The following is a 25,772-nucleotide window of genomic DNA, read 5'->3' as shown; positions in this document are numbered from 1 at the left end:
CCCCTCCCGCTCCGTGACCACCCCCGGCGGAGCCGCTCACGCCCGATCCCGGCCGAAGGGAGAGCGACATCACCCGCGCCCGAACCTCTCATGAACTGCTCGCGAAAGGCTCAACGCGCGGGCCGCCGCGCGTGGTTCCCGCCCCCGCGGGTCACGCGTGGTTCCCGCCACCGCGGGTCAGGCGAGGATCTCGCCATCGTGGGTCAGGCGAGGATCTCGACCCGGTCCCCGGCCCGGATCGTGCCGCCGGTCAGCGGCACCAGGTTCTGCCCGAAGACGAGCTTGCCGCCGATGCGGCGGTGGCGTCCGAGGGTGGACAGCGGCTCCTTGCCGCGTCCCGCGGTGCCCTGGTCGGTGGTGGTGACGACGCACCGCCCGCACATCTTGGCGACCCGGAAGGTGACGTCGCCGATGGCGAGACGGGACCACTCGTCCTCGGCCCAGGCGGCGGTGCCGGAGACGACGACGTTCGGCCGGAACCGGTTCATGGGCAGCGGCCCCTCGTCCGCGTGATCGCCCTCGGCGATCAGGGTGTTGAGGGCGTCGAGGGAGGCGGTCGAGGCAAGCAGCAGCGGGTAGCCGTCGGCGAAGCTGACGGTCTCACCGGGCAGCGCGTACTCCGGGTCGACGGGCCTGCGCGTCGCCGGGTCGTCCAGGTGCACCAGGCGTACGGCGATGCCGAGATAGGTGCTGCACCAGGCGTGCACGGCGTCGTCCTCGGCGGGCACCGCCTGGACCTTGTCGCGGAAGATCTCCACCGGGACGGTGCCGGCGGGCTTCGGCACCCGGACGGCCAGCGGCTCCATGCCGGGCGCGGACAGCCGAAGGCCGCCGCCGGGCAGAAGCTCGGCGGCGGCCAACGCGAGACGTGCTTGCTGGCGTTGTGTGACGACCTTTCCCCCGTCGTCGATCAGCATCCAGCGACGGTCACCGGCCAGCCCCCAGGGCTCCACCACGGCCTCCCGGGGCTCGGTGCCCCGGAACGCCTTGACCGGATGAACGTGTATCGACTCAAGTCGCGCATTCCCCATGGGGTCATCGTGCCAGGTGGCACCGACCGGCCGGGGAACGGCTCAGTAGCCGCGGTACTGCTGGTTGTTGTACGGGTCCTGGTACACCGGCGCCGCGGGCCGGGGCGCCGCCGGACGCATCGCCTCGTAGCCCGTCGGGGCCGCCGGGCGCGGCTGCTGGGGCTGCGGACCCGGATAGCCGCGGGGCGCGGCCGCCTGCTGCGGGATGTACGCGGCGGGGGCCTGCTGGAGCGGCGCGGGCTGCTGGGCCTGCGGGTAGCCGTAGCCGTTGCCGTAGGACGGCTGGGAGGGTGCCGCCGGCAGGGCGGGCAGGGCCGAGGGGAGCGCGGGCAGATGGCTGCTGCTCGTGTCGTACGCGGCGGGGACCCGGATCGGGGCGATCTGCGGGGTGCCCCGCTCGGCCACGAGCGAGTCGTAGATCGGGGTGTCCGGGAAGGAGGCGGAGTAGTAGCCGCCACCATAAGTGGAGCGGGGGGAGGTCATGGCACATAAGTTAAGCCCACGATGTGCTGGTTGGGGAGACCGATAAGAGGGTTGATTTCCGTGTTGGCGGTGACGCGGGATCCCCAATGCGAGCGAACTTGACGAAAAGGGACGCCATCCGGCACTCCGATCCGGTAAAGGCCAAGTTCCGAGGGGGTTACCGGCGGTTGGCCGGCGATCTTCCCGGGTCCCTCCGGTGCCGCTTCCCCGCGCGCGGGGAATAGGTTGACCCTGTACGGAACCGAAGGACACCGGCCGGGGCACGACCTGGCGCGCTGACACGTGATGGGGGCGGACATGTCAATGCCGAAGGGATCGAACGTTCCGGTGCCGACGACGGCGCTGCGCGTCGAACTGGGCTGGCGTTCCGGGCCCGGGGTGCCCGACGCCGACGCCTCGGCGCTGCTGCTGGTCGGCGGGAAGGTCCGCTCCGACGCCGACTTCGTCTTCTACAACCAGCCCGCGCACGCCTCGGGCGCGGTCCGGCACGAGGGCAAGCGGGACGCCGGCGGCCGGGTGACCGACACCCTCCTCGTCGACCTCGCGCGCGTGGAGCCCGCGATCGAGACCGTCATCCTCGCCGCCTCCTCCGACGGCGGCTCCTTCGGCCGGGTCCCCGATCTCGCCATCGAGGTCAAGGACGCCGCCCAGGGCACCTCGGTGGCCAGGTTCGACAGCGCCGGAGCCACCGTCGAAACGGCCTTCGTGCTCGGCGAGTTCTACCGCCGGCAGGGCGCGTGGAAGTTCCGCGCCGTCGGCCAGGGCTACAGCAGCGGCCTGGAGGGCCTGGCCGTCGACTACGGCATCACCGTGGACGAGCCGCAGCAGGCGGCACCCCCGGCGCCCGCTGCACCCGCGACGCCCCCCGCCGCTCCCGCGGCGAGGATGCCTGCCGCACCCGCCATGCCGGCGACCGCCCCGCCCCCGCCCCAGGCGTCCCCGGTCAGCCTCAGCAAGGTGACGCTCACGAAGGCGGCCCCCTCGGTCTCGCTGACCAAGCAGGGCGGGACCTCGGGCGCCCTGCGGGTGAACCTCAACTGGCAGGTGCGCAAGCAGTTCTCGGGCTGGGCGAGCAAGCTGGGCCGACCGATCGCCATGCACAACGACCTCGATCTAGACCTGTGCGCCCTGTATGAGCTCACCGACGGCAGCAAGGGCGTCGTCCAGGCCCTCGGCAACGCCTACGGCTCGCTGCACCAGCCGCCGTACATCCACCTCGACGGCGACGACCGCACCGGGGCCGTCGCCACCGGTGAGAACCTCACCGTCAACCTGGACCAGCAGCGGGCCTTCCGGCGCATCCTGGTCTTCGTGACCATCTACGAGGGGGCGCGCTCCTTCGCCGACCTGAACGCCACGGTCACCCTCACGCCCCAGTTCGGCGCCCCGGTCGACTTCTCGCTCGACGAGTGCACGGTGCCCTCCACGGTGTGCGCGCTGGCGTTGATCACCAACACCGGCAGCGACCTCGTCGTCCAGCGCGAGGCCCGCTACCTGGTGCCCGAGCGAGGGGTGAGCCCGCAGCGGACCGTGGACTACGCGTACGGCTGGGGCATGAACTGGACGCCCGGCCGCAAGTAGTCACCCCTCCTCGGGCACCGCGTCCGGACGGGCGTAGGTGCGGCCCTTCCAGGCCGCGCCGCGCCCCCGGTAGTGCTGCACCGCGGAGTCGACCGTCATCAGCAGGTACAGCGACGCGGTGAACGGCAGCAGGGGAGCGAGCCACAGCGGCTGCCGGTAGTAGCGGAGCATCGGCACGTACGTCCCGGTCATCACCAGCCAGGCGAGCCCCCCGGCCGTCGCCGTCGCCGTGTCCCCCGCCGCGAGGGCGAGAGGAGGGACCAGGTAGACGAGCGCGAGCCCGGCGACCGTACCGACGAGCAGCAGCGGGCTGTGGCGCAGCTGCGCGTACGCGCTGCGGGAGACCATCCGCCACAGGTCGTGCAGCCGGGGGTACGGCCGCACGCTGTCCACCCCGTCGGCGAGGCCCAGCCAGATGTGCCCGCCGCTCCCCTTCACCGCCCGCGCCAGCGCCACGTCGTCGATCACGGCGTGCCGGATGGCGTCCGGGATCCGGGCCCGCTCGGCCGCGTCCGCGCGCAGCAGTACACAGCCCCCGGCCGCGGCCGCCGTGCGGCTCCCCTTCCTCCCGATCCGGCGGAAGGGATACAGCTGCGCGAAGAAGTACACGAAGGCCGGCACCACCAGCCGCTCCCACACGCTCTCCACCCGCAGCCGGGCCATCTGCGAGACCACGTCGAAGCCGCCGGTCTCCGCGGCGGCGACGAGCCGGCGGAGGCTGTCGGGGGCGTGGGCGATGTCGGCGTCCGTCAGCAGCAGGTAGCGGGGGTCACGCGCGCGTGCCAGGCCGATGCCGTGGCGCACCGCCCACAGCTTGCCGGTCCAGCCCGCGGGCGGTTCACCGGGGGAGTCCACGGTCAGCGGCAGACCCCCGTACCGGTCGGCGAGCTCGCGCGCCGAGCGCCCGGTGCCGTCGCGGCTGCCGTCGTCGACGAGGAAGATCTCGGCCCGCCCCGGATAGTCCTGGGCCAGCAGCGAAGGGAGGCTGTCGGGCAGGACCGCCGCCTCGTCGCGCGCCGGTACGACGACACACACGGACGGCCACGCGCGCGGTTCCCGCCGGGCCGGCAGCCGTACGTCGGTGCGCCAGAAGAAGCCCTGACACAGCAGCAGCCACAGCCAGGCGGCGAGTGATCCGACGGCGATCCACACGAAGGCGCTCACCCCGCGCAGTCTGCCCCACGCCACCGGCCCGCACGGGCCCATCGACTATCGTGGCCGGGTGAAGATCGCGCTGATGGACTCCGGAATCGGCTTGCTCGCGGCCACCGCCGCGGTACGACGGCTGCGGCCCGACGCAGATCTCGTCCTCTCCCTCGACCCGGACGGCATGCCCTGGGGACCGAGGACCCCCGAGGATCTCACCCGGCGCGCCGTCGCCGTCGCCGAGGCCGCGGCAGCGCACCGGCCCGAGGCGCTGATCGTCGGCTGCAACACCGCGAGCGTGCACGCCCTCACCGCCCTGCGCGCCCGTCTCGAACCGGCCATTCCGGTGATCGGCACGGTCCCCGCGATCAAGCCCGCCGCGGCCGGCGGCGGCCCCTTCGCGATCTGGGCGACCCCCGCCACCACCGGCAGCCCGTACCAGCGCAACCTCATCAGGGACTTCGCCGACGGGGTGACGGTCACCGAGGTGCCCTGCTTCGGGCTCGCCGAGGCCGTGGAGCACGCGGACGAGGACGCCATCACCGCCGCCGTCGCCGCGGCCGCCGCCCTGACCCCCGACGACGTGACGACCGTCGTCCTCGGCTGCACCCATTACGAGCTGGTCGCCGAGCGCATCCGGGCCGCCGTCCAGCAGCCCGGCCGCCCGCCGCTCGTCCTGCGCGGTTCCGCCGAAGCGGTCGCCGCCCAGGCGCTGCGCCGGATCGGCGCGCAGCCCGCGCCCGAGGCCGACGCGGGCGGCACCGTCACGGTGCTGCTGAGCGGACGCGAGGGCGCCCTGCCCGAGGCCGCCCTGGCCTACGAGGCGGGCCGGCTCCTGCGGGCGGTCACCCCCACCCGGTGACCGGCGGCCGTCCGCAGGACGCCCACCCGGACCAGTCACCCTGCGCCACGAGGTAGCAACGCAGGGAAACCTGAGTAACCTCAATGCCATGAGGGAGCACCCCCGGGCCGAGCACGCGCCGTACCCCGACGTCTGGACCGGACGCGCCACCAACCGCGTCCAGTGGCTGCTGGCGCTGATCGGCGCCGCCTGTATGGCGCTCGGCATCGAGCTGGCCGTCGACTCGGCCTGGACCTCCGGCGTCGCCCCGCTCGCGATGGCCGTCGTCGGCTGCATCGCGGCGGGCCTGCTGGTGCTCTTCGGCACCCTGGCGTTCGTGCATGTCGCCCTGAAGGTCGACAGGGAGTCACTCGAGGTGCGCTGCGGCCACATGGGTGTGCCGCGCCGCCGCATCCCGCTGTCGCATGTCGCGGGCGCCGACTTCGCCCCGCTGGTCACCCCGCGCCACTGGGGCGGCTGGGGCTACCGCTGGCGGCCGGAGAAGGGCACCGCGGTCGTCGTACGGCGCGGTGAGGGCGTGGTGCTGCGGCTGTGGGACGGGCATACGTTCACGATCACCGTGGACGACGCCGAGGCCGCGGTCCGGTTCATCCGGGACCGGCTGCGCGCGGGTGCGCCCGGCACCGCGCACTGATCTCACGCCGCGCGGGGTGAGTTCGGCTCCGGCACGGCCGCGGGCGGCGCCTCGGGCAGCGGGCGTGCCGTGGCCACTCCGGCCAGCAGTCCCGCGCCCACCGACACCGTGGTGAAGCTGAGCGCGTTGCCCACGGCGGCGATCGCCGCGAGGCCGGTCAGCGCCGCACCGGCGGTGAGGACGACCGGTGTCGGGCGGGGAGCGCGCCAGAGCGCGAACAGCATCCAGCAGAAGGCCGCCGCCAGCAGCACCACCCCGACGATCCCCTGCTCGGCCGCCTGTTGCAGGGGCGCCGAGTGCGGTTTGCCGTCGGACAGGAGGGTGCTGGTGGCGGTCGTGCTGAGCTCGCCGAAGCGGCCGGGCCCCACGCCCAGGGCGGCGTCCTGCCGGGCCAGCTCCAAGGCGTCGTGCCACAGGTCCAGGCGGTGTCCGGTCAGCTGGCCCTCCACCGACGCGGCGAACCCGTCCGGCACCGCCCGCCCGGCGACCGCCCAGGTCAGGCCGGTCACCACGGCCGTGGCCACGGCCAGTCCCGCGACCCCGACACCGCGGTGCCGCATCCGGCCGGCGGCGAAGGAGCACAACAGCACCGTGGCACAGACCACGAAGCCGGTGGTGGAGCCGAGGGCGGCCGCGGTCAGCACGATCCCGGCCGCCAGCAGGCGCAGGGTGAGCCGCAGGGCGGGCGCGGTGGCGGCCCAGGCCGCGCAGCAGGCGGCGCCCGTGGACAGGGTGAGCAGGGCGGCCGTGGCACCGGCCTGGCCGAGCGGCGGCACGATCTCGGGATCCGGGCCGAGGTGCGGGAGGGTCACCGTCAGGGCGACTCCGGCCAGCGCGGCGGCGCCGGGTGCGGCGACGGGCAGCAGCGCTCCGCCGATCCGGCCCGCCGCGTAACCCGCGGCGACCGCCAGGATCGCGAGCAGCACACCTTCGGGCCGGCCGTCCTGGACGGTGGCCGTGACCAGGGACCAGGCGGCGCAGGCACCGAGCACGACGACGCCCGCCGCGTCCAGAGCGTTGCGTCTCTCACCGATGTCTCTGGCGCCCTCGGAACCGACCGTAGACGTCATCCCCGTGGCACCCACCCCGACCCCCGCTACCCGGTCGCCCCCGAACCATGACGAAACGTTCCGACATGGTGCTGACCGGCTCGTACGACATGTGCTCGGCACACCGTAACGGCTGATGGACGATTTGTGGACGTCTTGGGGAGGAGCGATGGGGCACACCGGGCCGCCGCCCCCAGGGCCGCGCTGTCGGCGCCGGGCCGGCCCGCCGTACACTCCCACAGTGACCGTCACCGCAACCCCCGTGGACGAGTCGGACCAGGTGGAGCCGCTCGCGCCCGCCCCGCACCGGGTGTGGCTCGACCGCCTGCTCCCGCCTCTCACCGCGGCGCTCTCCGGAGTGCTGCTCTACGTCAGCTTCCCGCCGCGCACCCTGTGGTGGCTGGCACTGCCGGCCTTCGCCGGGTTCGCCTGGGTGCTGCGCGGCCGCGGCTGGAAGGCGGCCCTCGGTCTCGGTTACCTCTTCGGTCTCGGCTTCCTGCTGCCGCTGCTGGTGTGGACGGGCGTGGAGGTGGGCCCCGGGCCGTGGCTCGCGCTGGTCGTCATCGAGGCGGTCTTCGTCGCGCTGGTCGGCGTGGGGATCGCCGGAGTCTCCCGGCTGCCCGGCTCGCCCTTGTGGGCCGCGGCCCTGTGGGTCGCGGGAGAGGCGGCACGCGCGCGGGCGCCGTTCAGCGGATTCCCCTGGGGCAAGATCGCCTTCGGCCAGGCCGACGGCGTCTTCCTGCCGCTCGCCGCGGTGGGCGGCACCCCGGTGCTCGGCTTCGCGGTCGTCCTGTGCGGCTTCGGTCTGTACGACGTGGTCCGGCTCGCCGTGCGGCGGCGGCGCACCGGGACCGTCCGGCGGTCGGCCGCCGCGGTGGCCCTGCTGAGCGTCACGGTCCCCGTCGCCGGGGCGCTGGCCGCCCGGCCGCTGGTCAGCGACCGGGCCGAGGACGGCACGGTGACCGTGGCGGTCATCCAGGGCAACGTCCCGCGCGCGGGCCTCGACTTCAACTCCCAGCGCCGGGCCGTGCTCGACTACCACGCGCGGGAGACCGAGCGGCTGGCCGCCGAGGTCGAGGCGGGCAAGGCCGCCCAGCCCGACTTCGTGCTGTGGCCGGAGAACTCCTCCGACATCGACCCCTTCGCCAACGCCGACGCGCGCGCGGTCATCGACGCGGCGGCCAAGGCCGTCGGGGTGCCGATCTCGGTCGGCGGCGTGGTGAAGCGGGACGGCAAGCTGCTCAACGAGCAGATCCTGTGGGACCCCGTCGAGGGCCCGCTCCAGACCTACGACAAGCGGCAGATCCAGCCGTTCGGCGAGTACCTTCCGCTGCGGTCGATGATCGGGGCGATCAACTCCGAGTGGACGTCCATGGTCCGCCAGGACTTCAGCCGGGGCAGCGAGCCGGGTGTGTTCAGCATCGGCGGCACCGAGGTGGGCCTCGCCACCTGCTACGAGGCGGCGTTCGACTGGGCGGTGCGCGACACCGTCACCGCCGGCGCCCAGCTGATCTCCGTGCCGAGCAACAACGCCACCTTCGACCGCAGCGAGATGACCTACCAGCAGCTCGCCATGTCCCGGGTGCGGGCCGTCGAGCACAGCCGGACCGTCACCGTCCCGGTGACCAGCGGCGTCAGCGCGATCATCATGCCGGACGGCACGATCACCCAGCGGACCGGCATGTTCGTGGCCGACTCCCTGGTGCAGGAGGTGCCGCTGCGCTCCTCCGAGACGCCCGCCACCCGGCTCGGCGTCCTGCCGGAGATCGCCCTGGTGCTGGTCGCCGCGGGCGGACTCGGCTGGGCGTTCGCCGCCGGTGCGCGCACGAGGCGGACCGCACCGGCCCGTTAGGGTCGAGGGCATGCCGACACCTGACTTCATCCGCACGATCCGGGCCACCGCGGGCCACCAGCTCCTGTGGCTGCCCGGCGTCAGCGCCGTGGTCTTCGACGACGCCGGGCGGGTCCTGCTGGGGCAGCGCGCGGACAACGGCAAGTGGACGGTGATCTCGGGCATCCCGGACCCCGGTGAGCAGCCCGCGACCGCCGCCGTGCGGGAGGTGTACGAGGAGACCGGGGTGCGCTGCGTCGTGGAGCGGGTCGTGCTCGTCCGCTCCGGGAAGGAAGTCGCCTACTCCAACGGCGACCGATGCCAGTTCATGGACATCACCTTCCGCTGCCGGGCGGTCGGCGGCGAGGCGCGCGTGAACGACGACGAGTCCCTGGACGTCGGCTGGTACGAGGTGGACGCGCTGCCCCCGATGGGCGAACGCCAGCTGTTCCGCATCAAACAGGCCCTGTCCGACGAACCCACATGGTTCGAACCCACGACTTTCGAATGAAGTATGGGTTCTGACCACATGGGGCGGTTCAGGAGCGCTGCCTAGGGTCGGGGCATGACCGCGTCCCACGCCCGCCCGGCGCCCCCCGCTCCCTCGCTCGACCTCGGCGGCCGCACCGCCCTCGTCACCGGTGCTGCCTCAGGCATCGGCCGCGCCTGCGCCCTGCGGCTCGTGGCCGCCGGGGCCAAGGTCAGAGCGGTCGACCGGGACGCCGCGGGCCTGGAGGCGCTCGCCGAACAGTGCCGGGGCCTCGCGGGCACCGTCCAACCCCACCCCCTCGATTTGACCGACCTGGACGCCGCGGAACTCGTCGCCGCCGGCACCGACGTCCTCGTCAACAACGCCGGACTGCAACTGGTGCGGCCCCTGGAGGAGTTCCCGCCCGACGTGTTCCACACGGTGCTCACCGTGATGCTGGAGGCGCCCTTCCGGCTCATCCGCGGCGCCCTGCCCCATATGTACGGCCAGGGGTGGGGCCGGATCGTCAACATCTCCTCCGTGCACGGCCTGCGCGCCTCCGCCTACAAGGCGGCCTACGTGTCCGCCAAGCACGGTCTGGAGGGCCTCTCCAAGACCGCCGCCCTGGAGGGCGCCCCCCATGGCGTCACCTCGAACTGTGTGTGCCCCTCCTATGTGCGCACCCCCCTGGTCGAGAAGCAGGTCGCCGACCAGGCCCGGGCGCACGGGATCCCCGAGGAGCGCGTCCTGACCGACGTCATGCTCCAGGACAGCGCGCTCAAGCGGCTCATCGAACCGGACGAGGTCGCCGAGGCGGTGGCGTATCTGTGCAGTCCCCAGGCGTCCTTCGTGACCGGCACGTCCCTCGTCCTCGACGGCGGCTGGACGGCGCACTGAGCGGTCGCGGGACGCGGGTTGTCCACAGGGGCTGACCCGGTGGTGGTGTGATGAGGAATCCTGTGAGCATGTCCCGCGATCACGTGCAGTCCGAGGAGCGCTCCGCCGGCCCCGCGCCGGACGGCGGTGCCGAGGCGCCGTTCCTGGAGCTGCTGGCCCGCGGCGCCTCGGCCGACGCCTACGAGCAGCCGGTGCTGCTCGCCCGCGCCGAGGGACAGCCCGCCGAGCGGATCGCCGCGCTGGAGGCGGCCAAGCTGCTCGCACTGCGCGTCCGCTCGGAGCTGGAGGGACGGCGCCGCCGCGAGGCCGAGCTGTCCGCGCTGTTCGAGACCGCCCACGACCTCGCGGGACTGCGGGACCTGGACGCCGTGCTCCAGGCGATCGTGCAGCGCGCCCGGTCGCTGCTCGGCACCGATGTCGCCTACCTCAGCCTCAACGACCCCCAGCGCGGCGACACCTACATGCGGGTCACCGAGGGCTCGGTCGCCGCCCGCTTCCAGCAGCTGCGCCTCGGCATGGGGGAGGGGCTCGGCGGTCTCGTCGCCCAGACGGCCCGCCCGTACGTCACCGACGACTACTTGCAGGACGACCGGTTCCGGCACACCCTCAGCATCGACTCCGGGGTCCGGGACGAGGGCCTGGTGGCGATCTGCGGGGTGCCGCTGATGCTGGGGCCCCACGTCATCGGCGTGCTGTTCGCGGCGGACCGGCGGGCCCGGGTCTTCGAGCGGGAGCAGATCGCGCTGCTGGGCTCCTTCGCCGCCCTGGCCGCGGCCGCCATCGACACCGCCAACCTGCTCACCGAGACCCGCTCGGCCCTCGCCGGTCTGGAACGGGCCAACGAGATCATCCGGGACCGCAGCGCAGTCATCGAGCGCGCCTCCGACGTGCACGACCGGCTCGCCGAACTCGTGCTGCGCGGCGGCGGGGTGCACGACGTGGCCGCGGCCGTCTCCGAAGTCCTCGACGGGACCGTGGAGTTCACCGAGAGCGCGCCCGCCCGCGCGCTGGAGTCCTCCCGCGCGGAAGGGCACGCCGTACGGCACCAGGACGACTGGATCGCCGCCGTGTCCGCGGGCGGTGAACTGCTCGGCGCGCTCGTGCTGCGCGGCCATCCCGGGCTCGACCCCGTCGACCAGCGCACCCTGGAGCGCGCCGCCATGGTCACCTCGTTGCTGCTGCTCGCCCGGCGCTCGGCCGCCGAGGCCGAACAGCGGGTGCGCGGCGAGCTGCTGGACGACCTGCTGGACGGCCGCGACCGTGATCCGCGCCTGCTGCGCGAGCGCGCCACCCGGCTCGACGCCGACCTGGACGCCACCCATGTGGTGCTCGCCGCCCGCCTCGACGGCGCCGCCGCCGACGCCGACCAGGAGGCCGCCGCCCGCCGGCGCCTGTGGTCCGCCGCCTCCCACCTCGCCGCGACCCGGCACGGCCTCGCCGCGGCCCGCGACGGCGGCACCGTCCTGCTGCTGCCGCTGGAAACCGGCGACACCGCCACCGGCCTGGCCCGCCGCACCGCCCACCACCTGGGCACCGCCGTCCACGAGCCGGTCACCGTCGGCGCCTCCGCCCCGCTGAAGGACCTCGCCGCCAACCCGGACGCCGTGGCCGCCGCCTACGAGGAGGGCCGCCGCTGCCTCGACGCCCTCCGGCTGCTCGGCCGCCGCGGAGACGGGGCCGCCGCCGAGGACTTCGGCTTCGTCGGACTGCTGCTCTCCGGCGACCGGGACATCACCGGCTTCGTCGACCGCACCATCGGCCAGGTCGTGGCCTACGACGAACGGCGCGGCACCGACCTGGTCCGCACCCTCGACGCCTACTTCGCCAGCGGGATGAGCCCCGCCCGCACCAAGGACGACCTGCACGTCCATGTGAACACCGTCGCCCAGCGCCTGGAACGCATCGGCCGCCTCCTCGGCGACGACTGGCAGACCCCGGCCCGTGCGCTGGAGATCCAGATGGCGCTGCGGCTGCACCGGCTGACGAGGTAAGCGGTCCGAGGACATGGCTCAGCCCCCGACCGGCATCCCGGTCGGGGGCTGAGCCATGGGGTCGGGCCTCCTCAGCGGACCGAGGCGGTGTCCGAGGCGCTGTCCGGCGCGGCGTCCCGCCCGGAGGACGTGGCGCCGATCTGGGCGAGGTCGCGGTGGCGGGTCTCGCGGGCCACCAGGACGGCCACCAGGGTGATGGCCACCGCGGCCAGCAGGTACAGCGAGATCAGGGTCGAGCCGTCGGACTTCACCAGCAGCGCCGTCGCGATGAGCGGCGCCGGAGCACCCGCCGCGACGGAGGCGAACTGCGCGCCGATCGACGCGCCCGAGTAGCGCATCCGCGTCGCGAACATCTCGGAGAAGAACGCCGCCTGCGGTGCGTACATCGCCCCGTGGAAGACCAGACCCACCGTCACCGCCACGATCAGCAGGCCGAAGCTCTCGGTGTCGACGAGGGCGAAGAAGGGGAACGCCCAGGCGCCCATCCCGAGCGCGCCCAGCAGATAGACCGGACGCCGGCCCCACACGTCGGACAGCGCGCCCCAGCCCGGGATCACCGCGAAGTGGACCGCGGAGGCGATCAGGACGGCGTTCAGGGCGGTCTGCTTCTCCAGACCGGTGTGCTCCACGGCGTACACCAGGATGAAGGCCGTGATCACGTAGTAGGAGATGTTCTCCGCCATCCGCGCGCCCATCGCGATGAGCACGTCCTTCCAGTGGTGCCGCAACACGGCGACCAGCGGCGCCTTCTCGACGACCTGCTCGGCCTTGCGGGCCTCGGCCTGCGCCAGCGCCGCCTTGAACACCGGCGACTCGTCCACCGACAGCCGGATCCACATGCCGACGATCACGAGGACGCCGGAGAGCAGGAACGGCACGCGCCAGCCCCAGGACTCGAAGGCGGCGTCGCTCTGCAGCGCGGTCAGCGCGGCCAGCACGCCGGTGGCGAGGAGCTGACCCGCGGGAGCCCCGGTCTGCGGCCACGAGGCCCAGAACCCGCGGCGCCGCGCGTCCCCGTGCTCGGAGACCAGCAGGACCGCGCCGCCCCACTCCCCGCCGAGCGCGAAGCCCTGGACGAGCCGCAGCACGGTCAGCAGCACCGGAGCGGCGGTGCCGATGGTGTCGTGCGTGGGCAGCAGTCCGATGGCGAAGGTGGCGCCGCCCATCAGCATCAGGCTGAGGACCAGCAGCTTCTTGCGTCCCAGCCGGTCGCCGTAGTGCCCGAAGACGAGCGCGCCGATGGGGCGGGCGGCGAAGCCCACGGCGTAGGTGAGGAAGGAGAGCAGGGTGCCGACCAGGGGGTCGGAGTCGGGGAAGAACAGCGTGTTGAAGACCAGGGCGGCGGCGGCACCGTACAGGAAGAAGTCGTACCACTCGATGGTGGTGCCGATGAGGCTGGCGGCGACGATGCGCTTGAGGCTGGCGGGGGTTGGTGGAGCGGTTGCTGCGGAGGCCATGTGCGCCACTTCCTCGTGTGCGGTGGGGACGGGTACGTGTCGGCACACCGTAGAAACCCGCAGGTGGAGCGCACATGTGGTGGGACTACATAGTTTTGGGTGCGGTTATGCGTGGAGCCACCATGCCACGGTGCGCCCTCGGGGTGTGACCTGAGTCACCCCAGGCTCTCCTTGGCGTCGGCGCCCCTCCCGTGTCACTATTTCCGCACGCCTTCCCTGCCCGAAAACAGCCCAAGTCGGCTGTCTCCTTCGGTCAGTTGACCGGCACTTCCCACGCACACTTCCTCCCGTAGCCCGGCCGATCGTGGCCGCGACCGGTGCTGTCCGGCAGCGACCGGGAGTTGCTCCTGCCCGCCTGACGCTTCGGCGGGCCTCCTTCAGTCCGCTGATCCGCCATCAGCGCACCGCTCCACTGCCCTTGCTGTCGAGACTCTGAGGAAGTGGATCCCCGATATGCCGAGGCTATGCAAGCCGGCGATGAACGCGCCCGAACACGTCATCACCCTGGAAGAGACCCTGGAGTTCGCGGAGCGAGCGCACGCCGGCAAGCCCCAACTCCCCCTGGCCCTCAGGCTGATCCGGAACACCGGGGTCAAGAAGCGGCACCTCGTCCAGCCCATCGAGCAGACGCTCCACCACCCGGGCTTCGAGGCACGCAACCGCATCTACGAGGCCGAGTCCAAGAAGCGCACCCCCCAGGTCATCGAACAGGCCCTCGCCAACGCCGACCTGAGGACCCGTGACATCGACGCAATCATCTACGTGTCGTGCACCGGGTTCCTCATGCCGTCCCTGACCGCCTGGCTGATCAACAACCTCGGCTTCCGCTCCGACACCCGGCAGATACCCATCGCCCAGCTCGGCTGCGCGGCGGGCGGAGCGGCCATCAACCGCGCCCACGACTTCTGCGCCGCCCACCCGGGCAGCAACGTCCTGATCGTCTCCTGCGAACTGTGCTCGCTGTGCTACCAGCCCGACGCGGACGACATCGGCTCGCTGCTCTCCGACGGCCTGTTCGGCGACGCGGTCGCCGCCGCCGTCGTACGGGGCGAGGGCGGGGTCGGCATCGACCTGGAGCGCAACGCCTCCTACCTCATCCCGCACACCGAGGACTGGATCAGTTACGCGGTCAAGGACACCGGATTCCACTTCCAGCTCGACCGCCGGGTGCCCGGCACCATGGAGCCGCTCGCCCCGGTCCTGCGCGAGCTGGCCAAGGACCACAGCTGGGACGCCGGAAAGCTCGACTTCTACATCATCCACGCCGGCGGTCCGCGCATCCTCGACGACCTCGCGAAGTTCCTCGACGTGGACCGCGAGGTGTTCCGGCACAGCTGGTCGACCCTCAACGAGTACGGCAACATCGCCAGCGCCGTCGTACTCGAAGCCGCTCGAAGGCTGTTCGAGGAGGAGCCCCCCGCGCCCGGTGCCACCGGTCTGATCGCGGGGTTCGGCCCCGGCATCACCGCCGAGATGGCGCTCGGCACCTGGGCGGCCGACGGCGTCCCGCAGACCTTCGCCTGAACGCAGCGCACACAGCAAAACGCAGCGCACACAGGAAGCGGAGTACATGACCGACCTCATCCTCCCGGCCGGCGCCGGGCGACAACTCGTCACCCCGGCGCAGTCGGTGACCTTCAAGGCCACCCAGGAGATGGGCTCCTCGGTATCGATCTTCGAGGTGGTCGTGCCGCCCGGATTCGACGTCGGGGCCCATGTCCACCAGCGCTCCCAGGAGTTCTTCTACGTCCTGGAGGGCACGCTCGACCTGCTGTGCTTCGAGCCGGTCGAGCGCACCGACGACACCTGGCACCACTGGGAGTCCCCCAAGGGAGACCGGGTCGTCCGCGCCGCCGAGGGCAGCTGCATGTTCGTCCCGCCCGGCACCCCGCACGCGTTCCGCAACGCCACGGACAAGCCGGTGAAGATGCTCTTCCAGAGCTACCCCTCGCCCGAACACGAGGCGTACTTCGAGGAGATCGCCGAGATCTGGTCGCGCGGCACCGCCGTGGACCCCGCGGCCGTGGAGGCGATGCGCCGGCGCTACGACGTCGGCCAGATCACCCCGCTGCGCTTCCAGCCCCCGACGGCCGCCGGCATGCCCGGCCAGAGCGAGAGGTGACCGCGATGCACCCCATCCCCCTCGTCCACGCCAGCCTCGGCGAGCGTGAACTCGACGCCGTCGCCGAGGTGTTCGCCTCCGGCTGGCCGGCCGGACAGGGCCCGCGCGGCAAGGCGCTGGAGGCCCAGCTGGCCGAGAAGTACGGCGTCGGGGACGCCGTCACGGCGAGCAACTGCGGCGCCGCGCTCCACCTGGCCCTCCTCGCGCTCGGCATCGAGCCGGGCGACGAGGTCATCGTCGCCGACTACACCTTCCCGGCGCCCGCGCAGGCCGTGCGCTACGTCGACGCCGTACCGGTCTTCGCCGACGTACGCGCCGACACCGGCACCGTCGACCCGCAGGCGGTCGCCGACCTGATCACGCCCCGCACGGTCGGGGTGATCGCGGTCGACACGCTCGGCATCCCCGCCGACTACACGGAACTCCAGGCGATCGCCGACCGGCACGGCCTGTTCGTCGTCGAGGACGCCGCCTGCGCGGTCGGCGCCACCTACCAGGGCCGCCCGGCGGGCGCGCTCGCCGAGGTGGCCTGTCTGTCCTTCCACGGGCGCAAGGGAGCCACCAGCGGTGAGGGCGGCGCGCTGCTGGCCCGGGACCCGCGGATCGGGGCGGACGCGCGGCTGCGGTCCTCCTTCGGCATCGGCAGCATCTTCGACCTGGGGAAGGTCGTCGGCCTGCCCATCCCGGAGTTCACCGAGATCGGCTACAACTACAAGCTCTCCGACATCGCCGCGGCGATCCTCCAGGTGCAGCTGAGCCGGGTGGAGGAGCTGCTGGACCGTCGCAACGCCGTCGCCGCCCAGTACGGCGAACTCCTCGCCGACGAGGAGCTCCTGACGCTGCCGCACGTGCCCGGCGACCGTACCCATGCCTGGCAGTCGTACATCGTGACGCTGGACGCCGGCGTGGACCGCTCGGCGGTCGCCGCCGAACTGCGCGGGCAGGGCATCGGCTGCGGACAGGGCGCGTGGGCGACCCATGTGCAGCCGGTGTTCCGGTCGGACCAGAAGTGCCCGGTCTCGGCGGACCTGTTCGCCCGCAACCTCGCCATCCCCATGCACGCGGAACTCACCCCGGACCAGGTCGAACGGGTCGCCGGCGCGCTGCGCGGCGCGCTGCGACCGGCGTCCGGCCGGACCCTGGGAGGGGCAGCATGACGAACCCGCAGCCGTCGCCCGACACCGTCATGCGGCTGATCAACGGCTACTGGGCCACCGGCATCCTCGCCGCCTCGGCGACCCACTCGCTCTTCACCCACCTGGACAACGGCGCGGACACGGCCGCCGAACTCGCCGACCGGGCCCGGATCTCCGAGCGGGGCGCACAGACCCTGCTCGACGGGCTGGTCAGCGTGGGCCTGGTCGAGCTGTCCGGCGGCCGGTACCGCAACAGCGCCGAGGCGTCCGCCTACCTCGTCGACGGCAAGCCCGCCTCGCTGAGCAGCTTCGCCAAGCTGAAGCTGACCCACATGGGCAGCCTGGCCGACCTCGCCGAGGTGGTCCGCATCGGGGGACCGGTGGCCAAGTCGGTCGTGGAGGTGGCCAACAACCCGCACTGGGAAGGGATCGTCACGGCCATCGCCGCCCAGTCGATGCCCGCCGCGACGCTCGCGGCCGAACTGCTCGGGCTGGCCGACGCCGGTGCGATCTCCGTCCTCGACGTCGGCGGCGGCTCGGGCGTCTACTCGGGCATCTGGCTGGAGACCAACCCCGAGGCCCGCGCCACCCAGCTCGACTGGGAGCCGATCAACGCCATCGCCCGCCGGCTGCTGACCGAGCGCGGCGTGGCCGACCGGTTCACCACCGTCGACGGCGACTTCCACAGCACCGACTTCGGCACCGCCGAGTTCGACATCGCCGTGTACTCCCACATCGCCCACCAGGAGGGGCCGGAGAGCAACGTCGAGGTCTTCACCCGGCTCCGGCAGGCGCTCAAGCCCGGCGGCACCCTCGTCGTCAACGACTACGTCGTCGACGACGACCGCGGCGGCCCGGCCTTCCCGCTGATCTTCGCCGCCGAGATGCTCCTCAAGAGCAAGCAGGGCAGCACCTGGCGCCGCTGCGACTACCAGGAGTGGCTGACCAAGGCCGGATTCACGAGCGTCTCCTTCCACTCGGCGCCGCCCGCCACCTTGGTCCTCGCCCGCTGAGCGACGCCATCCACCCACTCCCCCCGAAGGAGGCAGCCCCGATGCAGGGCTCCGTGGCCTATCGATCGATCCAGAAGCGCGGTCTGCACATCGGCCTGCTGCCGGCCATGGCCGCGGCCGTCAACGACTCGACGCCGCTCACGCTCGACCACGATCTGGACGTACTGCCCGAGACCGGCCGCCATCTGACGACGGCTCAGCTCGCCGACATCGTCGACGACCTGGCCGCGCGGCTGTGGGCCGCCGGGGTGCGGCCCGACGAACACGTGGTGATCCACAAGAAGGCGAACGCCGATGTGTGGGTGCTGGCCTGTGCCACGTCCCGCATCGGCGCGGTGCCCGTGCTGCTCTCGCCCAGCCTGGACGCGGTGACGGTCGGCGCCCTGCTGCAGCGGGTCCACCGGCCGAACCTGCTCACCGACGAGCACAAGCTCGACGCGCTGGCCGAGCTGCCCCTGGCCGACCTCACCCGGGAAGTGATCGTCGTCAACGGCGAGCGGGAAGGGACCGTCTCGCTGTCCCGGCTCGCCAAGGCACCCCGGGTCAAGCCTGTCGTGCGGCCCATCGACGAGGCCGCCGTGATCACCCACACCTCCGGCACCACCGGAGTGCCCAAGCTGGTCGTGCACACGCCCCGCACCCAGGGCATCCGGCTCAAGCCGCAGTGGCGGCTGCTCTCCCTCATGCGGCAGCGGGAGAACGTGGCCATCGCCATCCCCTTCGTGCACTCCCGGAACGTCGCCGCGATGGCCCTGGCCCTCCTGAAGGAGATGCCGGTGCTGCTGATGAACGAGTCGGACCCGGACACGGTCGCCGAACTGCTCCTGGAGAACCGGCCCGGACTCATCGAGGCGCTGCCCAACTCGCTGATGGCGTGGGAAGGTCTGGCCGAGGACCCCCGCAGGCCGTTCGCCTCGGTGAAGTACTTCAGCAGCACCTTCGACGCCATCCACCCGCGGACGATGAGCCGGCTGCTCAAGTCGTCCGACCGGCCGGGCGCCCTGTTCTTCCAGATCTACGGGCAGAGCGAGGTCGGCCCCGCCGTCGGCCGCGCCTACTTCCGGCACTCCGCCCACAAGGCCAACGGCCGCTGCGTGGGCTGGCAAATGCCGCTCGGCTCGGCGAAGGTCCGCGTCGTCAGCCGCGACGGCACCCGGCCCACCGAACTCAACCCCGGCCGCATCCAGGTCTCCTGGCCCGGCCTCGCCAAGACGTACTTCGGAGAGCAGGACCGCTACGACAGCAACCGCGAGGGCGACTGGTGGCCGACCGGAGACGTCGGCTACTTCACCAGGTTCGGCTGTCTGCACATGCTCGACCGCGAGGTCGACATGATCCCCGGGGTGCGCAGCTCCCTGGAGGTCGAGGACCTGGTCCTCGACAAGATGCCCGAACTGAGCGAGCTGGTGGTGGTCCACGGCCCCGACGCCGAGGCCGTCCCGGTGCTGTGCACCCACGGCGACCGGCCGCTCGACCTGGACCGGTGGCGTGCGGCCGTCGCCGACTTCCCGCAGCTGGCCGACCCGGTCCAGATCCCCGAGGCCGAACTCCCGCGCACCGGGACCTTGAAGGTGCAGCGCCTCGCGCTGGCGGACCGGCTCAAGAACAGGCGCAAGTGAGCAAGGACCACAGGATCCGAGACGGAACTCTTGGGAGCAATGATGTCGGGTGCAGTCGATGTCTCGGTGGAGGGTTTCCTCTCCGCCATCGAGAAGTCAGCCGGCCTGCTGGACGTGACCGCTTCGCGCGAGGTCGTCCGGCCCATTCTGGCCGCGTTCGAAGAACAGCTCGCCGAGGCGGTGATCGCGTTCAGGGTGGCCACCAACGCACGGCACGAAGGAGATCTCGACGCGCGTTTCACGCTGCCCAAGGAGACCGACCCCTACGAAGTCGCCCTGGCCAAGGGCCTGATGGAAAAGCCGGAGCACCCCATCGCGGGCCTGCTCCCGGACCTCCAGCAGCTGTGCCCCATCGACAGTTACGGCATCGACTTCGGCGTCACGACCGGGTTCAAGAAGATCTGGGTGTACTTCCCGGCGGGTGAGCACGAGACCCTGGACCGGCTCACCGGTCTGCCGTCGATGCCCCCGAGCCTGGCCGGGAGCCTCGACTTCTTCACCCGGTACGGCCTGGCCGACAAGGTGGACGTCATCGGCATCGACTACCGCAGCCGCACGATGAACGCCTACCTGAGGGCGCCCGCGGAATGCTACGAAAAGGAGACCGTCCTCGCGATGCACCGGGACCTCGGCCTGCCGAGCCCGAGTGAGCAGATGTTCGCCTTCTGCGAGAAGTCGTTCGGCATCTACACCACCCACAACTGGGACTCCCCGGACATCGAGCGGATTTCCTACGGGGTGAAGACCGACGACCCGATGGCGTATTTCGCGCGGCTCGGCACCAAGATCGAGCATTTCGTGAAGAGCGTTCCGTACGGCGTCGACGACCCCAAGATGGTCTACGCCGCCGTGACGTCCTCCGGCGAGGAGTACTACAAGCTCCAGTCCTACTACCGCTGGCGCCCCGTCAGCCGTCTCAACGCCGCCTACATCGCCGCGCGCGACAAGGTGTAGGAGGAATGACGGCGATGAGTGAGCAGAGCGGCCCGGAATTCCGGTTCAGCCGGATGGAGAGCCTCTTGAGAGGCCGCCGGCTGCGCCGCCTGACCGTCGACGGTGTCGACGCCGTATTCGTCCGGGACCCGGTGCTGGTCCGCAGGATCCTGGTGAGCGACAGCAAGAACTACGGCAAGGGCGAACTCTTCCGCAAGGCCAGGAACCTCAGCCGGGTCGGCATGCTCTCCGAGGACGAGGCCATGCACCGGCACTACCGGCGGCTGGCCCACCCCTTCCTGCGGTCGACGAAGGTCGACGAGTACGTCCCCACGATGCGCGAGATCGTCCGTGACGTCGTCTGCGCCTGGCGCTCGGGCGAAGTGGTGGACGTGCAGGCCGAGATGTGCCGGATCACCTGCACGATCTCGGTGAGCACGCTCATCCCCGGACTCGCTCCGGGGACGACGGCCGCACTCGGCGAGCGGCTGTCCGCCCTGGCCTGGGAAATGATCAGGAAGCCGCTGTACGGGAGTTCGGCGGCCCGGGCGGCGCGGCCGGGGGCGTCCCAGCGCCTGTCCCAGGCGCGCCAGGAGTTCCGGGACCTGCTCGCCTCCTGCATCGACGACCTGCCGAACCGGCCCGAGGGCACGGGCGGTTACCTCGCCGCACTCCTCGCGGACCGAGACGAGACGGGCAAGCCTCTCCTCACGCCGGAGCAGGTGTGCGAGGAGGTGGTCATGATGATGACCGCGGCCACGGTCACCACCGCCTCCGTCATGTCCTGGGCGCTGTACGTGCTGTCCGGGAACCCCCTGGCCGAGGAGCGGCTCCTCAAGGACCTGACGCACAGCGGCAGTACCGCCCAGGCGCACGACGCGCCCGGCTACACCCTGCGGTTCCTGATGGAGGTCCTGCGGCTCTATCCGCCGGTGTGGATCTCCTGCCGCAAGACCCTCGCGGACGTCACCCTCGGCGACCACGCGCTGCCCGCGGGCACGAACGTGGTGTTCAGCTCGTACCTGCTGCACCGCGACCCGGAGTGCTACGCCGATCCGCACCGGTTCGACCCCGACCGCTGGATCTCCCTCAACCCCGGCAAGGTCGACGCCTCCTACATCCCCTTCGGCATCGGCTCCAAGGGCTGCGTCGGGGAGATGTTCGCCTGGCAGGAACTCCAGGTCATCCTCGACGGCGTGACCCGGGAATGGAAGCTCGCCACCGAGCCCGGCAACCAGATCCGCACCGCGCCGGAGACCACGCTCCATCCCCGCCGCCTGCTCATGGTCCCCCAGCCCCGCTGACCGCGGAAACGACAAGGGAGTTGAGTGCTGTGACTGTGTCCACGTCGGCGGAGGGGGCGCCGACCGACCGCCGGGCCGGTTCCGTCGGCACCGGCCGCGCCCACGCCAAGGCCGTCCTGCTCGGGGAACACGCCGTCGTCTACGGGGCTCCGGCGCTCGCCGTTCCCGTACCGCAGCTGACGGTCACCGCGACCGCCCGGGTCACCGACGGACCGGGCGGGGTGTCCTTCACGATGACCGGCTCCCCGTCCCGGCCGATGGTCACGCAGGCGTCCGACGGGCTGCGCCGGCTGATCACCGAGTTCATGGCGACCACGGGCGTGGACGGCAGCCCGCACCTGGAGGTGACCGTCGACGGGGCCATCCCGCACGGCCGCGGACTCGGCTCCAGCGCGGCCTGCGCCCGCGCCGTCGTCCACGCCCTCGCCGACCTCTACGACCGCCAGATCACGGAGAACGAGACGTTCGACCTGGTCCAGACGGCCGAGAACATGGCGCACGGCCGCTCCAGCGGCGTCGACGCCCGCACGGTGGGCGCCGCCGGACCGCTGCTGTTCCACAAGGGCGAGGCGCAGGAACTGGCCATCGGCTGCTACGGCCTGCTCGTCATCGCCGACAGCGGTGTCGTCGGCCGTACGAAGGACGCGGTCGAGCTGCTGCGGGAGGGATTCGCGCAGCACGCCGGAGCGCGGGAGAGGTTCGTGGACCGCGCCTCGCGGCTCACCGAGGAGGCCCGGTACGCCCTCGCGGACGGCAGACCGGAGGAGCTCGGCGCACGGCTGACGGACTATCACGATCTGCTGCGCGCGGCCGGACTCAGCACCAACGGCATCGACGCCCTGGTGGAGGCCGCGCTCACGGCGGGCAGCCTCGGAGCCAAGATCACCGGCGGTGGCCTGGGCGGCTGCGTCCTCGCCCTGACGCGCGGGGAGCAGGCCGGTGACGTCACCCAGGAGCTGTACGCGGCAGGTGCCGTGCAGACCTGGGTCGTACCGCTGAGAGGGCCGGGCGAGTATGCGCGCTGACCTCCCCACGCCCCTCGCCGCCGAGCGGCAGCGGCGCACCGCGGGACGGGCCACCGCCGTCGCGCACCCGAACATCGCGCTGATCAAGTACTGGGGCAAGCGGGACGAGCACCTGGTCCTGCCCCGCGTCGACAGCCTGTCGATGACCCTGGACGTCTTTCCCACCACCACCTCCGTCCGCCTCGACCCCGACGCCGGGCACGACGTGGTGACCCTCAACGGCAGCTCCGCCGAGGGCGAGCCGCTGCGCCGCGTCGTCGGCTTCCTGGACCTGGTGCGGGCCCGGGCCGGGAGCACGCAGCGGGCCGTGGTGGACAGCGAGAACACCGTTCCCACCGGCGCCGGCCTCGCCTCGTCCGCCAGCGGGTTCGCCGCCCTCGCCGTCGCCGCGGCGGCCGCGTACGGGCTCGGCCTCGACGCCACCGCCCTGTCCCGGCTCGCCCGGCGCGGCTCCGGTTCGGCGTCCCGGTCGGTCTTCGGGGGCTTCGCGGTGTGGCACGCGGGCTCCGGCACCGGGCAGGAGGCCGACCTCGGCTCCTACGCCGAACCCGTGCCCACGGGAGGTCTCGACCCGGCCCTGGTGGTCGCCGTAGTCGACGCGGGCCCCAAGCCCGTCTCCAGCCGGACGGCCATGCGGCGCACCGTGGACACCTCCCCGCTCTACGAGCCGTGGGCGCTGTCCAGCAAGGCCGACCTGGCCGAGATGCGGACGGCCCTGCTCGCCGGTGACATCGAGGCGGTCGGGGAGATCGCGGAACGCAACGCCCTCGGCATGCACGCCACGATGCTCGCGGCCCGTCCGGCGGTCCGCTATCTGGCGCCGGCCAGCCTGACCGTCCTCGACGCCGTCCTGAGGCTCCGCCAGGACGGCGTCCCGGCCTACGCCACCATGGACGCCGGACCCAACGTCAAGGTGCTGTGCCGCCGCGCGGACGCCGCCCGCGTCGCCGAGGCGGTGCGGGCGGCCGCCCCCGACGGCTCGGTGCACATCGCCGGACCCGGCCCGGGGGCGCGCCTGTCGGGCGAGGACGGCCGGTGATCCGGCGGAGCGCTCCGGGCAAGCTGTTCATCGCGGGGGAGTACGCGGTCGTCGAGCCCGGGACCCCGGCGATCCTCGTCGCGGTCGACCGGTACGTCACCGTCACGGTGACCGATCCGGCCGAGCCGGGCGTCGGGATCACCTCCGACCTCGGCCCGGCCGGGGCGCGCCTGCGGTGGCGGGAGGGCCGGCTCGGCCCGCACACCGGGCTCGCCCATGTGCTGTCCGCCATCGAGACCGTCGCCGACCTGCTGGCCGAACGCGGCCGTGCGGCACCGGAGTTCGGCCTGTCCGTCGTCAGCGGCCTGCACGACCGCGGCACCAAGTACGGCCTGGGATCCAGCGGCGCGGTGACCGTGGCCACCGTGGCCGCCGTCGCCGCGTACTGCGGACTCACCCTGTCCGACGAGGAACGCTTCCGGCTCGCCCTGCTCGCCACCGCCCGGCTCGACCCCAAGGGCTCCGGCGGCGACCTCGCCGCCAGCACCTGGGGCGGCTGGATCGCCTACCGGGCGCCCGACCGGGCCGTCGTACGGGACCTCGCCCGCGACCACGGCGTCGAGGCGGCCCTGCGGGCGCCCTGGCCCGGCTTCGACGTACGGCCGCTGCCGCCGCCCGAAGAGCTCTCCCTGGAGGTCGGCTGGACCGGAGACCCGGCCTCGACGGCGTCCCTGGTGTCCGAGCTGCACCGGCGCCCCTGGCGCGGCACCGCCGCCCACCGGCGGTTCGTCCGCGCCACCACCGACTGCGTGCAGGCGGCGGCCGAGGCTCTGGAGCGCGGCGACGGACCGGAGCTCATGGCCCGCGTCCGGCAGGCCCGCCGGGAGCTGGCGCTGCTGGACGACGAGGCCGCCCTCGGTGTCTTCACACCCCGGCTGACGGCGCTGTGCGAGGCCGCCGAAGCCGTCGGAGGCGCGGCCAAGCCCTCCGGCGCGGGCGGCGGCGACTGCGGCATCGCGCTGCTGGACGCCGCCGCCCCACGGGACATCGCCCTACTGCGCGAACGGTGGGCCTCGGCCGGGGTGACGCCCCTGCCGATCCGTCCCGCCGCGGAAGGAAACCAGCCATGATCGGTCAACGCAAGGACGACCATGTCCGCCTCGCTGTCGAGCAGCAGCAACAGCACAGCGGGCGCAACCAGTTCGACGAGATCTCCTTCGTCCACCACGCCCTGGCCGGACTCGACCGGCCCGAGGTCTCCCTCGCCACCACCTTCGCCGGCCTGTCCTGGCCGGTGCCGCTGTACATCAACGCCATGACGGGCGGCAGCGAGCGCACCGGCGCCATCAACCGCGACCTGGGCATCGCCGCCCGCGAGACCGGCGTGCCCATCGCGTCCGGCTCCATGAGCGCCTACTTCAAGGACCCCGGCTGCGCGGGGACGTTCAGCGTGCTGCGCGAGGAGAACCCGGACGGGTTCGTCATCGCCAACGTCAACGCCACGGCCTCCGTCGACAGGGCGCGCCGCGCCGTCGACCTGCTGCGCGCCGACGCCCTGCAGATCCACGTCAACACCGTGCAGGAAACCGTGATGCCGGAAGGGGACCGCTCGTTCGCGTCCTGGGTGCCGCAGATCGAGCGGATCGCGGCCGGCGCCGGCGTCCCGGTGATCGTCAAGGAGGTCGGCTTCGGGCTGAGCCGCGAGACCGTGCGCCTGCTGGACAGCCTCGGCGTACGGATCGCCGACCTCGGCGGCCGGGGCGGCACCGACTTCGCCCGCATCGAGAACGGCCGCCGCGAACTCGCCGACTACGCCTACCTCAACGGCTGGGGACAGTCCACCGCCGCCTGTCTGCTGGACGCGCAGGACGCCCCGATCCCCGTCCTCGCCTCCGGCGGGGTGCGCCACCCCCTCGACGTGGCCCGCGCGCTGGCGCTCGGCGCGTCCGGCGTCGGCGTCTCCGGCACCTTCCTGCGCACCCTCCTCGACGACGGAGTGGCGGCGCTGATCGCACGGATCCGGACCTGGCTCGACCAACTGGCCGCCCTCCAGACCGTGCTGGGCGCCCCCACCCCCGCCGCACTGACCCACTGCGACCTGCTGATCCACGGCGAACTGCGCGACTTCTGCGCCGACCGGGGCATCGACACCCGGCCCCTCGCCCGCCGCTCCGGCAGCCTGACGTCCGCCACCAGATGACGGGAAACAC

At 72.6% G+C, this 25,772-nt stretch carries 23 protein-coding genes; 18 read left to right on the top strand and 5 right to left on the bottom strand.

What is annotated here, in order from left to right; genetic code table 11:
• Positions 1-203: 203 nt before the first annotated feature.
• Positions 204-1,031, bottom strand: a complete 828-nt coding sequence (locus tag ACWD1Z_RS08085; protein WP_451116573.1) for an MOSC domain-containing protein — start codon at positions 1,029-1,031, stop codon at positions 204-206.
• A gap of 42 nt (positions 1,032-1,073) precedes the next feature.
• Complete coding sequence (locus ACWD1Z_RS08080) at positions 1,074-1,514, bottom strand: DUF6643 family protein (protein ID WP_389417825.1); 441 nt, start codon at positions 1,512-1,514, stop codon at positions 1,074-1,076.
• Positions 1,515-1,817: 303 nt separating this feature from the next.
• Between ACWD1Z_RS08080 and ACWD1Z_RS08075 the strand changes: the two genes are divergently transcribed.
• The gene (locus tag ACWD1Z_RS08075; RefSeq protein ID WP_451117129.1) at positions 1,818-3,095 is read left to right on the top strand and encodes a TerD family protein; all 1,278 of its coding nucleotides are present in this window, start codon (positions 1,818-1,820) and stop codon (positions 3,093-3,095) included.
• Here ACWD1Z_RS08075 and ACWD1Z_RS08070 read toward each other — a convergent pair whose 3' ends face one another.
• On the bottom strand, positions 3,096-4,301 hold the full coding sequence (locus tag ACWD1Z_RS08070; RefSeq protein ID WP_451116571.1) for a glycosyltransferase: 1,206 nt from the start codon (positions 4,299-4,301) through the stop codon (positions 3,096-3,098).
• Between the two features lie 16 nt (positions 4,302-4,317).
• Between ACWD1Z_RS08070 and ACWD1Z_RS08065 the strand changes: the two genes are divergently transcribed.
• Positions 4,318-5,103 (top strand): glutamate racemase, encoded by a 786-nt coding sequence (locus ACWD1Z_RS08065; protein WP_451116570.1) that lies wholly within the window; start codon positions 4,318-4,320, stop codon positions 5,101-5,103.
• A gap of 88 nt (positions 5,104-5,191) precedes the next feature.
• Complete coding sequence (locus ACWD1Z_RS08060; protein WP_451116569.1) at positions 5,192-5,737, top strand: hypothetical protein; 546 nt, start codon at positions 5,192-5,194, stop codon at positions 5,735-5,737.
• Between the two features lie 2 nt (positions 5,738-5,739).
• Here the strand turns inward: ACWD1Z_RS08060 and ACWD1Z_RS08055 are convergent, their stop codons facing one another.
• Positions 5,740-6,807 (bottom strand): O-antigen ligase family protein, encoded by a 1,068-nt coding sequence (locus ACWD1Z_RS08055; protein ID WP_451116568.1) that lies wholly within the window; start codon positions 6,805-6,807, stop codon positions 5,740-5,742.
• Positions 6,808-7,027: 220 nt separating this feature from the next.
• Here ACWD1Z_RS08055 and lnt point away from each other — a divergent pair, with 220 nt between their 5' ends.
• From lnt to ACWD1Z_RS08035, 4 genes are all read left to right on the top strand, one after another.
• On the top strand, positions 7,028-8,638 hold the full coding sequence (gene lnt / locus ACWD1Z_RS08050) for an apolipoprotein N-acyltransferase (RefSeq protein WP_451116566.1): 1,611 nt from the start codon (positions 7,028-7,030) through the stop codon (positions 8,636-8,638).
• Positions 8,639-8,648: 10 nt separating this feature from the next.
• A complete protein-coding gene (locus ACWD1Z_RS08045) occupies positions 8,649-9,128 on the top strand; it encodes an NUDIX hydrolase (RefSeq protein ID WP_451116564.1) in 480 nt (159 codons plus the stop codon).
• A gap of 54 nt (positions 9,129-9,182) precedes the next feature.
• Complete coding sequence (locus tag ACWD1Z_RS08040) at positions 9,183-9,983, top strand: 3-hydroxybutyrate dehydrogenase (protein ID WP_451116562.1); 801 nt, start codon at positions 9,183-9,185, stop codon at positions 9,981-9,983.
• A 68-nt stretch (positions 9,984-10,051) separates the two neighbouring features.
• Positions 10,052-11,974, top strand: coding sequence for a helix-turn-helix domain-containing protein (locus ACWD1Z_RS08035; RefSeq protein ID WP_451116561.1), 1,923 nt, complete (start codon positions 10,052-10,054; stop codon positions 11,972-11,974).
• Between the two features lie 71 nt (positions 11,975-12,045).
• Here the strand turns inward: ACWD1Z_RS08035 and ACWD1Z_RS08030 are convergent, their stop codons facing one another.
• Entirely contained in the window at positions 12,046-13,431 is a 1,386-nt protein-coding gene (locus ACWD1Z_RS08030; protein ID WP_451116559.1) for an MFS transporter, read from the bottom strand.
• A 453-nt stretch (positions 13,432-13,884) separates the two neighbouring features.
• Here ACWD1Z_RS08030 and ACWD1Z_RS08025 point away from each other — a divergent pair, with 453 nt between their 5' ends.
• The 11 genes from ACWD1Z_RS08025 to fni are packed head-to-tail and all read left to right on the top strand — an operon-like array spanning position 13,885 to position 25,762.
• Entirely contained in the window at positions 13,885-14,955 is a 1,071-nt protein-coding gene (locus ACWD1Z_RS08025; protein ID WP_451116557.1) for a type III polyketide synthase, read from the top strand.
• A 46-nt stretch (positions 14,956-15,001) separates the two neighbouring features.
• On the top strand, positions 15,002-15,553 hold the full coding sequence (locus ACWD1Z_RS08020) for a cupin domain-containing protein (protein WP_451116555.1): 552 nt from the start codon (positions 15,002-15,004) through the stop codon (positions 15,551-15,553).
• Between the two features lie 5 nt (positions 15,554-15,558).
• Entirely contained in the window at positions 15,559-16,710 is a 1,152-nt protein-coding gene (locus ACWD1Z_RS08015) for a DegT/DnrJ/EryC1/StrS family aminotransferase (RefSeq protein ID WP_451116553.1), read from the top strand.
• A complete protein-coding gene (locus tag ACWD1Z_RS08010; protein ID WP_451116551.1) occupies positions 16,707-17,702 on the top strand; it encodes a class I SAM-dependent methyltransferase in 996 nt (331 codons plus the stop codon). The genes ACWD1Z_RS08015 and ACWD1Z_RS08010 overlap by 4 nt, the downstream gene beginning before the upstream one ends.
• A gap of 41 nt (positions 17,703-17,743) precedes the next feature.
• Positions 17,744-19,321: a class I adenylate-forming enzyme family protein gene (locus tag ACWD1Z_RS08005; RefSeq protein ID WP_451116550.1), complete on the top strand. Its 1,578-nt coding sequence runs from the start codon at positions 17,744-17,746 to the stop codon at positions 19,319-19,321.
• A 39-nt stretch (positions 19,322-19,360) separates the two neighbouring features.
• Complete coding sequence (locus ACWD1Z_RS08000; RefSeq protein ID WP_451116548.1) at positions 19,361-20,275, top strand: aromatic prenyltransferase; 915 nt, start codon at positions 19,361-19,363, stop codon at positions 20,273-20,275.
• Between the two features lie 14 nt (positions 20,276-20,289).
• Positions 20,290-21,558 (top strand): cytochrome P450, encoded by a 1,269-nt coding sequence (locus tag ACWD1Z_RS07995; RefSeq protein ID WP_451116546.1) that lies wholly within the window; start codon positions 20,290-20,292, stop codon positions 21,556-21,558.
• 29 nt (positions 21,559-21,587) lie between these two features.
• Entirely contained in the window at positions 21,588-22,583 is a 996-nt protein-coding gene (mvk, locus tag ACWD1Z_RS07990; RefSeq protein ID WP_451116544.1) for a mevalonate kinase, read from the top strand.
• Complete coding sequence (gene mvaD / locus ACWD1Z_RS07985; protein WP_451116543.1) at positions 22,573-23,622, top strand: diphosphomevalonate decarboxylase; 1,050 nt, start codon at positions 22,573-22,575, stop codon at positions 23,620-23,622. Before mvk ends, mvaD begins: the two co-directional genes overlap by 11 nt.
• The gene (locus ACWD1Z_RS07980; RefSeq protein WP_451116541.1) at positions 23,619-24,692 is read left to right on the top strand and encodes a phosphomevalonate kinase; all 1,074 of its coding nucleotides are present in this window, start codon (positions 23,619-23,621) and stop codon (positions 24,690-24,692) included. The genes mvaD and ACWD1Z_RS07980 overlap by 4 nt, the downstream gene beginning before the upstream one ends.
• Entirely contained in the window at positions 24,689-25,762 is a 1,074-nt protein-coding gene (gene fni / locus ACWD1Z_RS07975) for a type 2 isopentenyl-diphosphate Delta-isomerase (protein ID WP_451116539.1), read from the top strand. The genes ACWD1Z_RS07980 and fni overlap by 4 nt, the downstream gene beginning before the upstream one ends.
• Positions 25,763-25,772: the final 10 nt, after the last annotated feature.

Source organism: Streptomyces sp. NPDC002784 (assembly GCF_053592135.1).
The sequence above is the reverse complement of the archived record's forward strand: the minus strand, read 5'-3'. Positions and strand labels throughout refer to the sequence as shown.

Bases quoted from the DNA above. Each gene is read 5' to 3' on its own strand.
- ACWD1Z_RS08025 (WP_451116557.1), top strand. From the start codon at position 13,885: ATGCCGAGGCTATGCAAGCCGGCGATGAACGCGCCCGAACACGTCATC.
- ACWD1Z_RS08040 (WP_451116562.1), top strand. From the start codon at position 9,183: ATGACCGCGTCCCACGCCCGCCCGGCGCCCCCCGCTCCCTCGCTCGAC.
- ACWD1Z_RS08035 (WP_451116561.1), top strand. From the start codon at position 10,052: ATGTCCCGCGATCACGTGCAGTCCGAGGAGCGCTCCGCCGGCCCCGCG.
- fni (WP_451116539.1), top strand. From the start codon at position 24,689: ATGATCGGTCAACGCAAGGACGACCATGTCCGCCTCGCTGTCGAGCAG.
- ACWD1Z_RS08055 (WP_451116568.1), bottom strand. From the start codon at position 6,807: ATGACGTCTACGGTCGGTTCCGAGGGCGCCAGAGACATCGGTGAGAGA.
- ACWD1Z_RS08070 (WP_451116571.1), bottom strand. From the start codon at position 4,301: ATGGGCCCGTGCGGGCCGGTGGCGTGGGGCAGACTGCGCGGGGTGAGC.
- ACWD1Z_RS08080 (WP_389417825.1), bottom strand. From the start codon at position 1,514: ATGACCTCCCCCCGCTCCACTTATGGTGGCGGCTACTACTCCGCCTCC.
- ACWD1Z_RS08030 (WP_451116559.1), bottom strand. From the start codon at position 13,431: ATGGCCTCCGCAGCAACCGCTCCACCAACCCCCGCCAGCCTCAAGCGC.
- ACWD1Z_RS08045 (WP_451116564.1), top strand. From the start codon at position 8,649: ATGCCGACACCTGACTTCATCCGCACGATCCGGGCCACCGCGGGCCAC.
- ACWD1Z_RS08060 (WP_451116569.1), top strand. From the start codon at position 5,192: ATGAGGGAGCACCCCCGGGCCGAGCACGCGCCGTACCCCGACGTCTGG.
- ACWD1Z_RS08015 (WP_451116553.1), top strand. From the start codon at position 15,559: ATGCACCCCATCCCCCTCGTCCACGCCAGCCTCGGCGAGCGTGAACTC.
- ACWD1Z_RS08010 (WP_451116551.1), top strand. From the start codon at position 16,707: ATGACGAACCCGCAGCCGTCGCCCGACACCGTCATGCGGCTGATCAAC.
- ACWD1Z_RS08075 (WP_451117129.1), top strand. From the start codon at position 1,818: ATGCCGAAGGGATCGAACGTTCCGGTGCCGACGACGGCGCTGCGCGTC.
- ACWD1Z_RS08000 (WP_451116548.1), top strand. From the start codon at position 19,361: ATGATGTCGGGTGCAGTCGATGTCTCGGTGGAGGGTTTCCTCTCCGCC.
- ACWD1Z_RS08085 (WP_451116573.1), bottom strand. From the start codon at position 1,031: ATGGGGAATGCGCGACTTGAGTCGATACACGTTCATCCGGTCAAGGCG.
- ACWD1Z_RS08005 (WP_451116550.1), top strand. From the start codon at position 17,744: ATGCAGGGCTCCGTGGCCTATCGATCGATCCAGAAGCGCGGTCTGCAC.
- ACWD1Z_RS08020 (WP_451116555.1), top strand. From the start codon at position 15,002: ATGACCGACCTCATCCTCCCGGCCGGCGCCGGGCGACAACTCGTCACC.
- ACWD1Z_RS07995 (WP_451116546.1), top strand. From the start codon at position 20,290: ATGAGTGAGCAGAGCGGCCCGGAATTCCGGTTCAGCCGGATGGAGAGC.
- mvaD (WP_451116543.1), top strand. From the start codon at position 22,573: ATGCGCGCTGACCTCCCCACGCCCCTCGCCGCCGAGCGGCAGCGGCGC.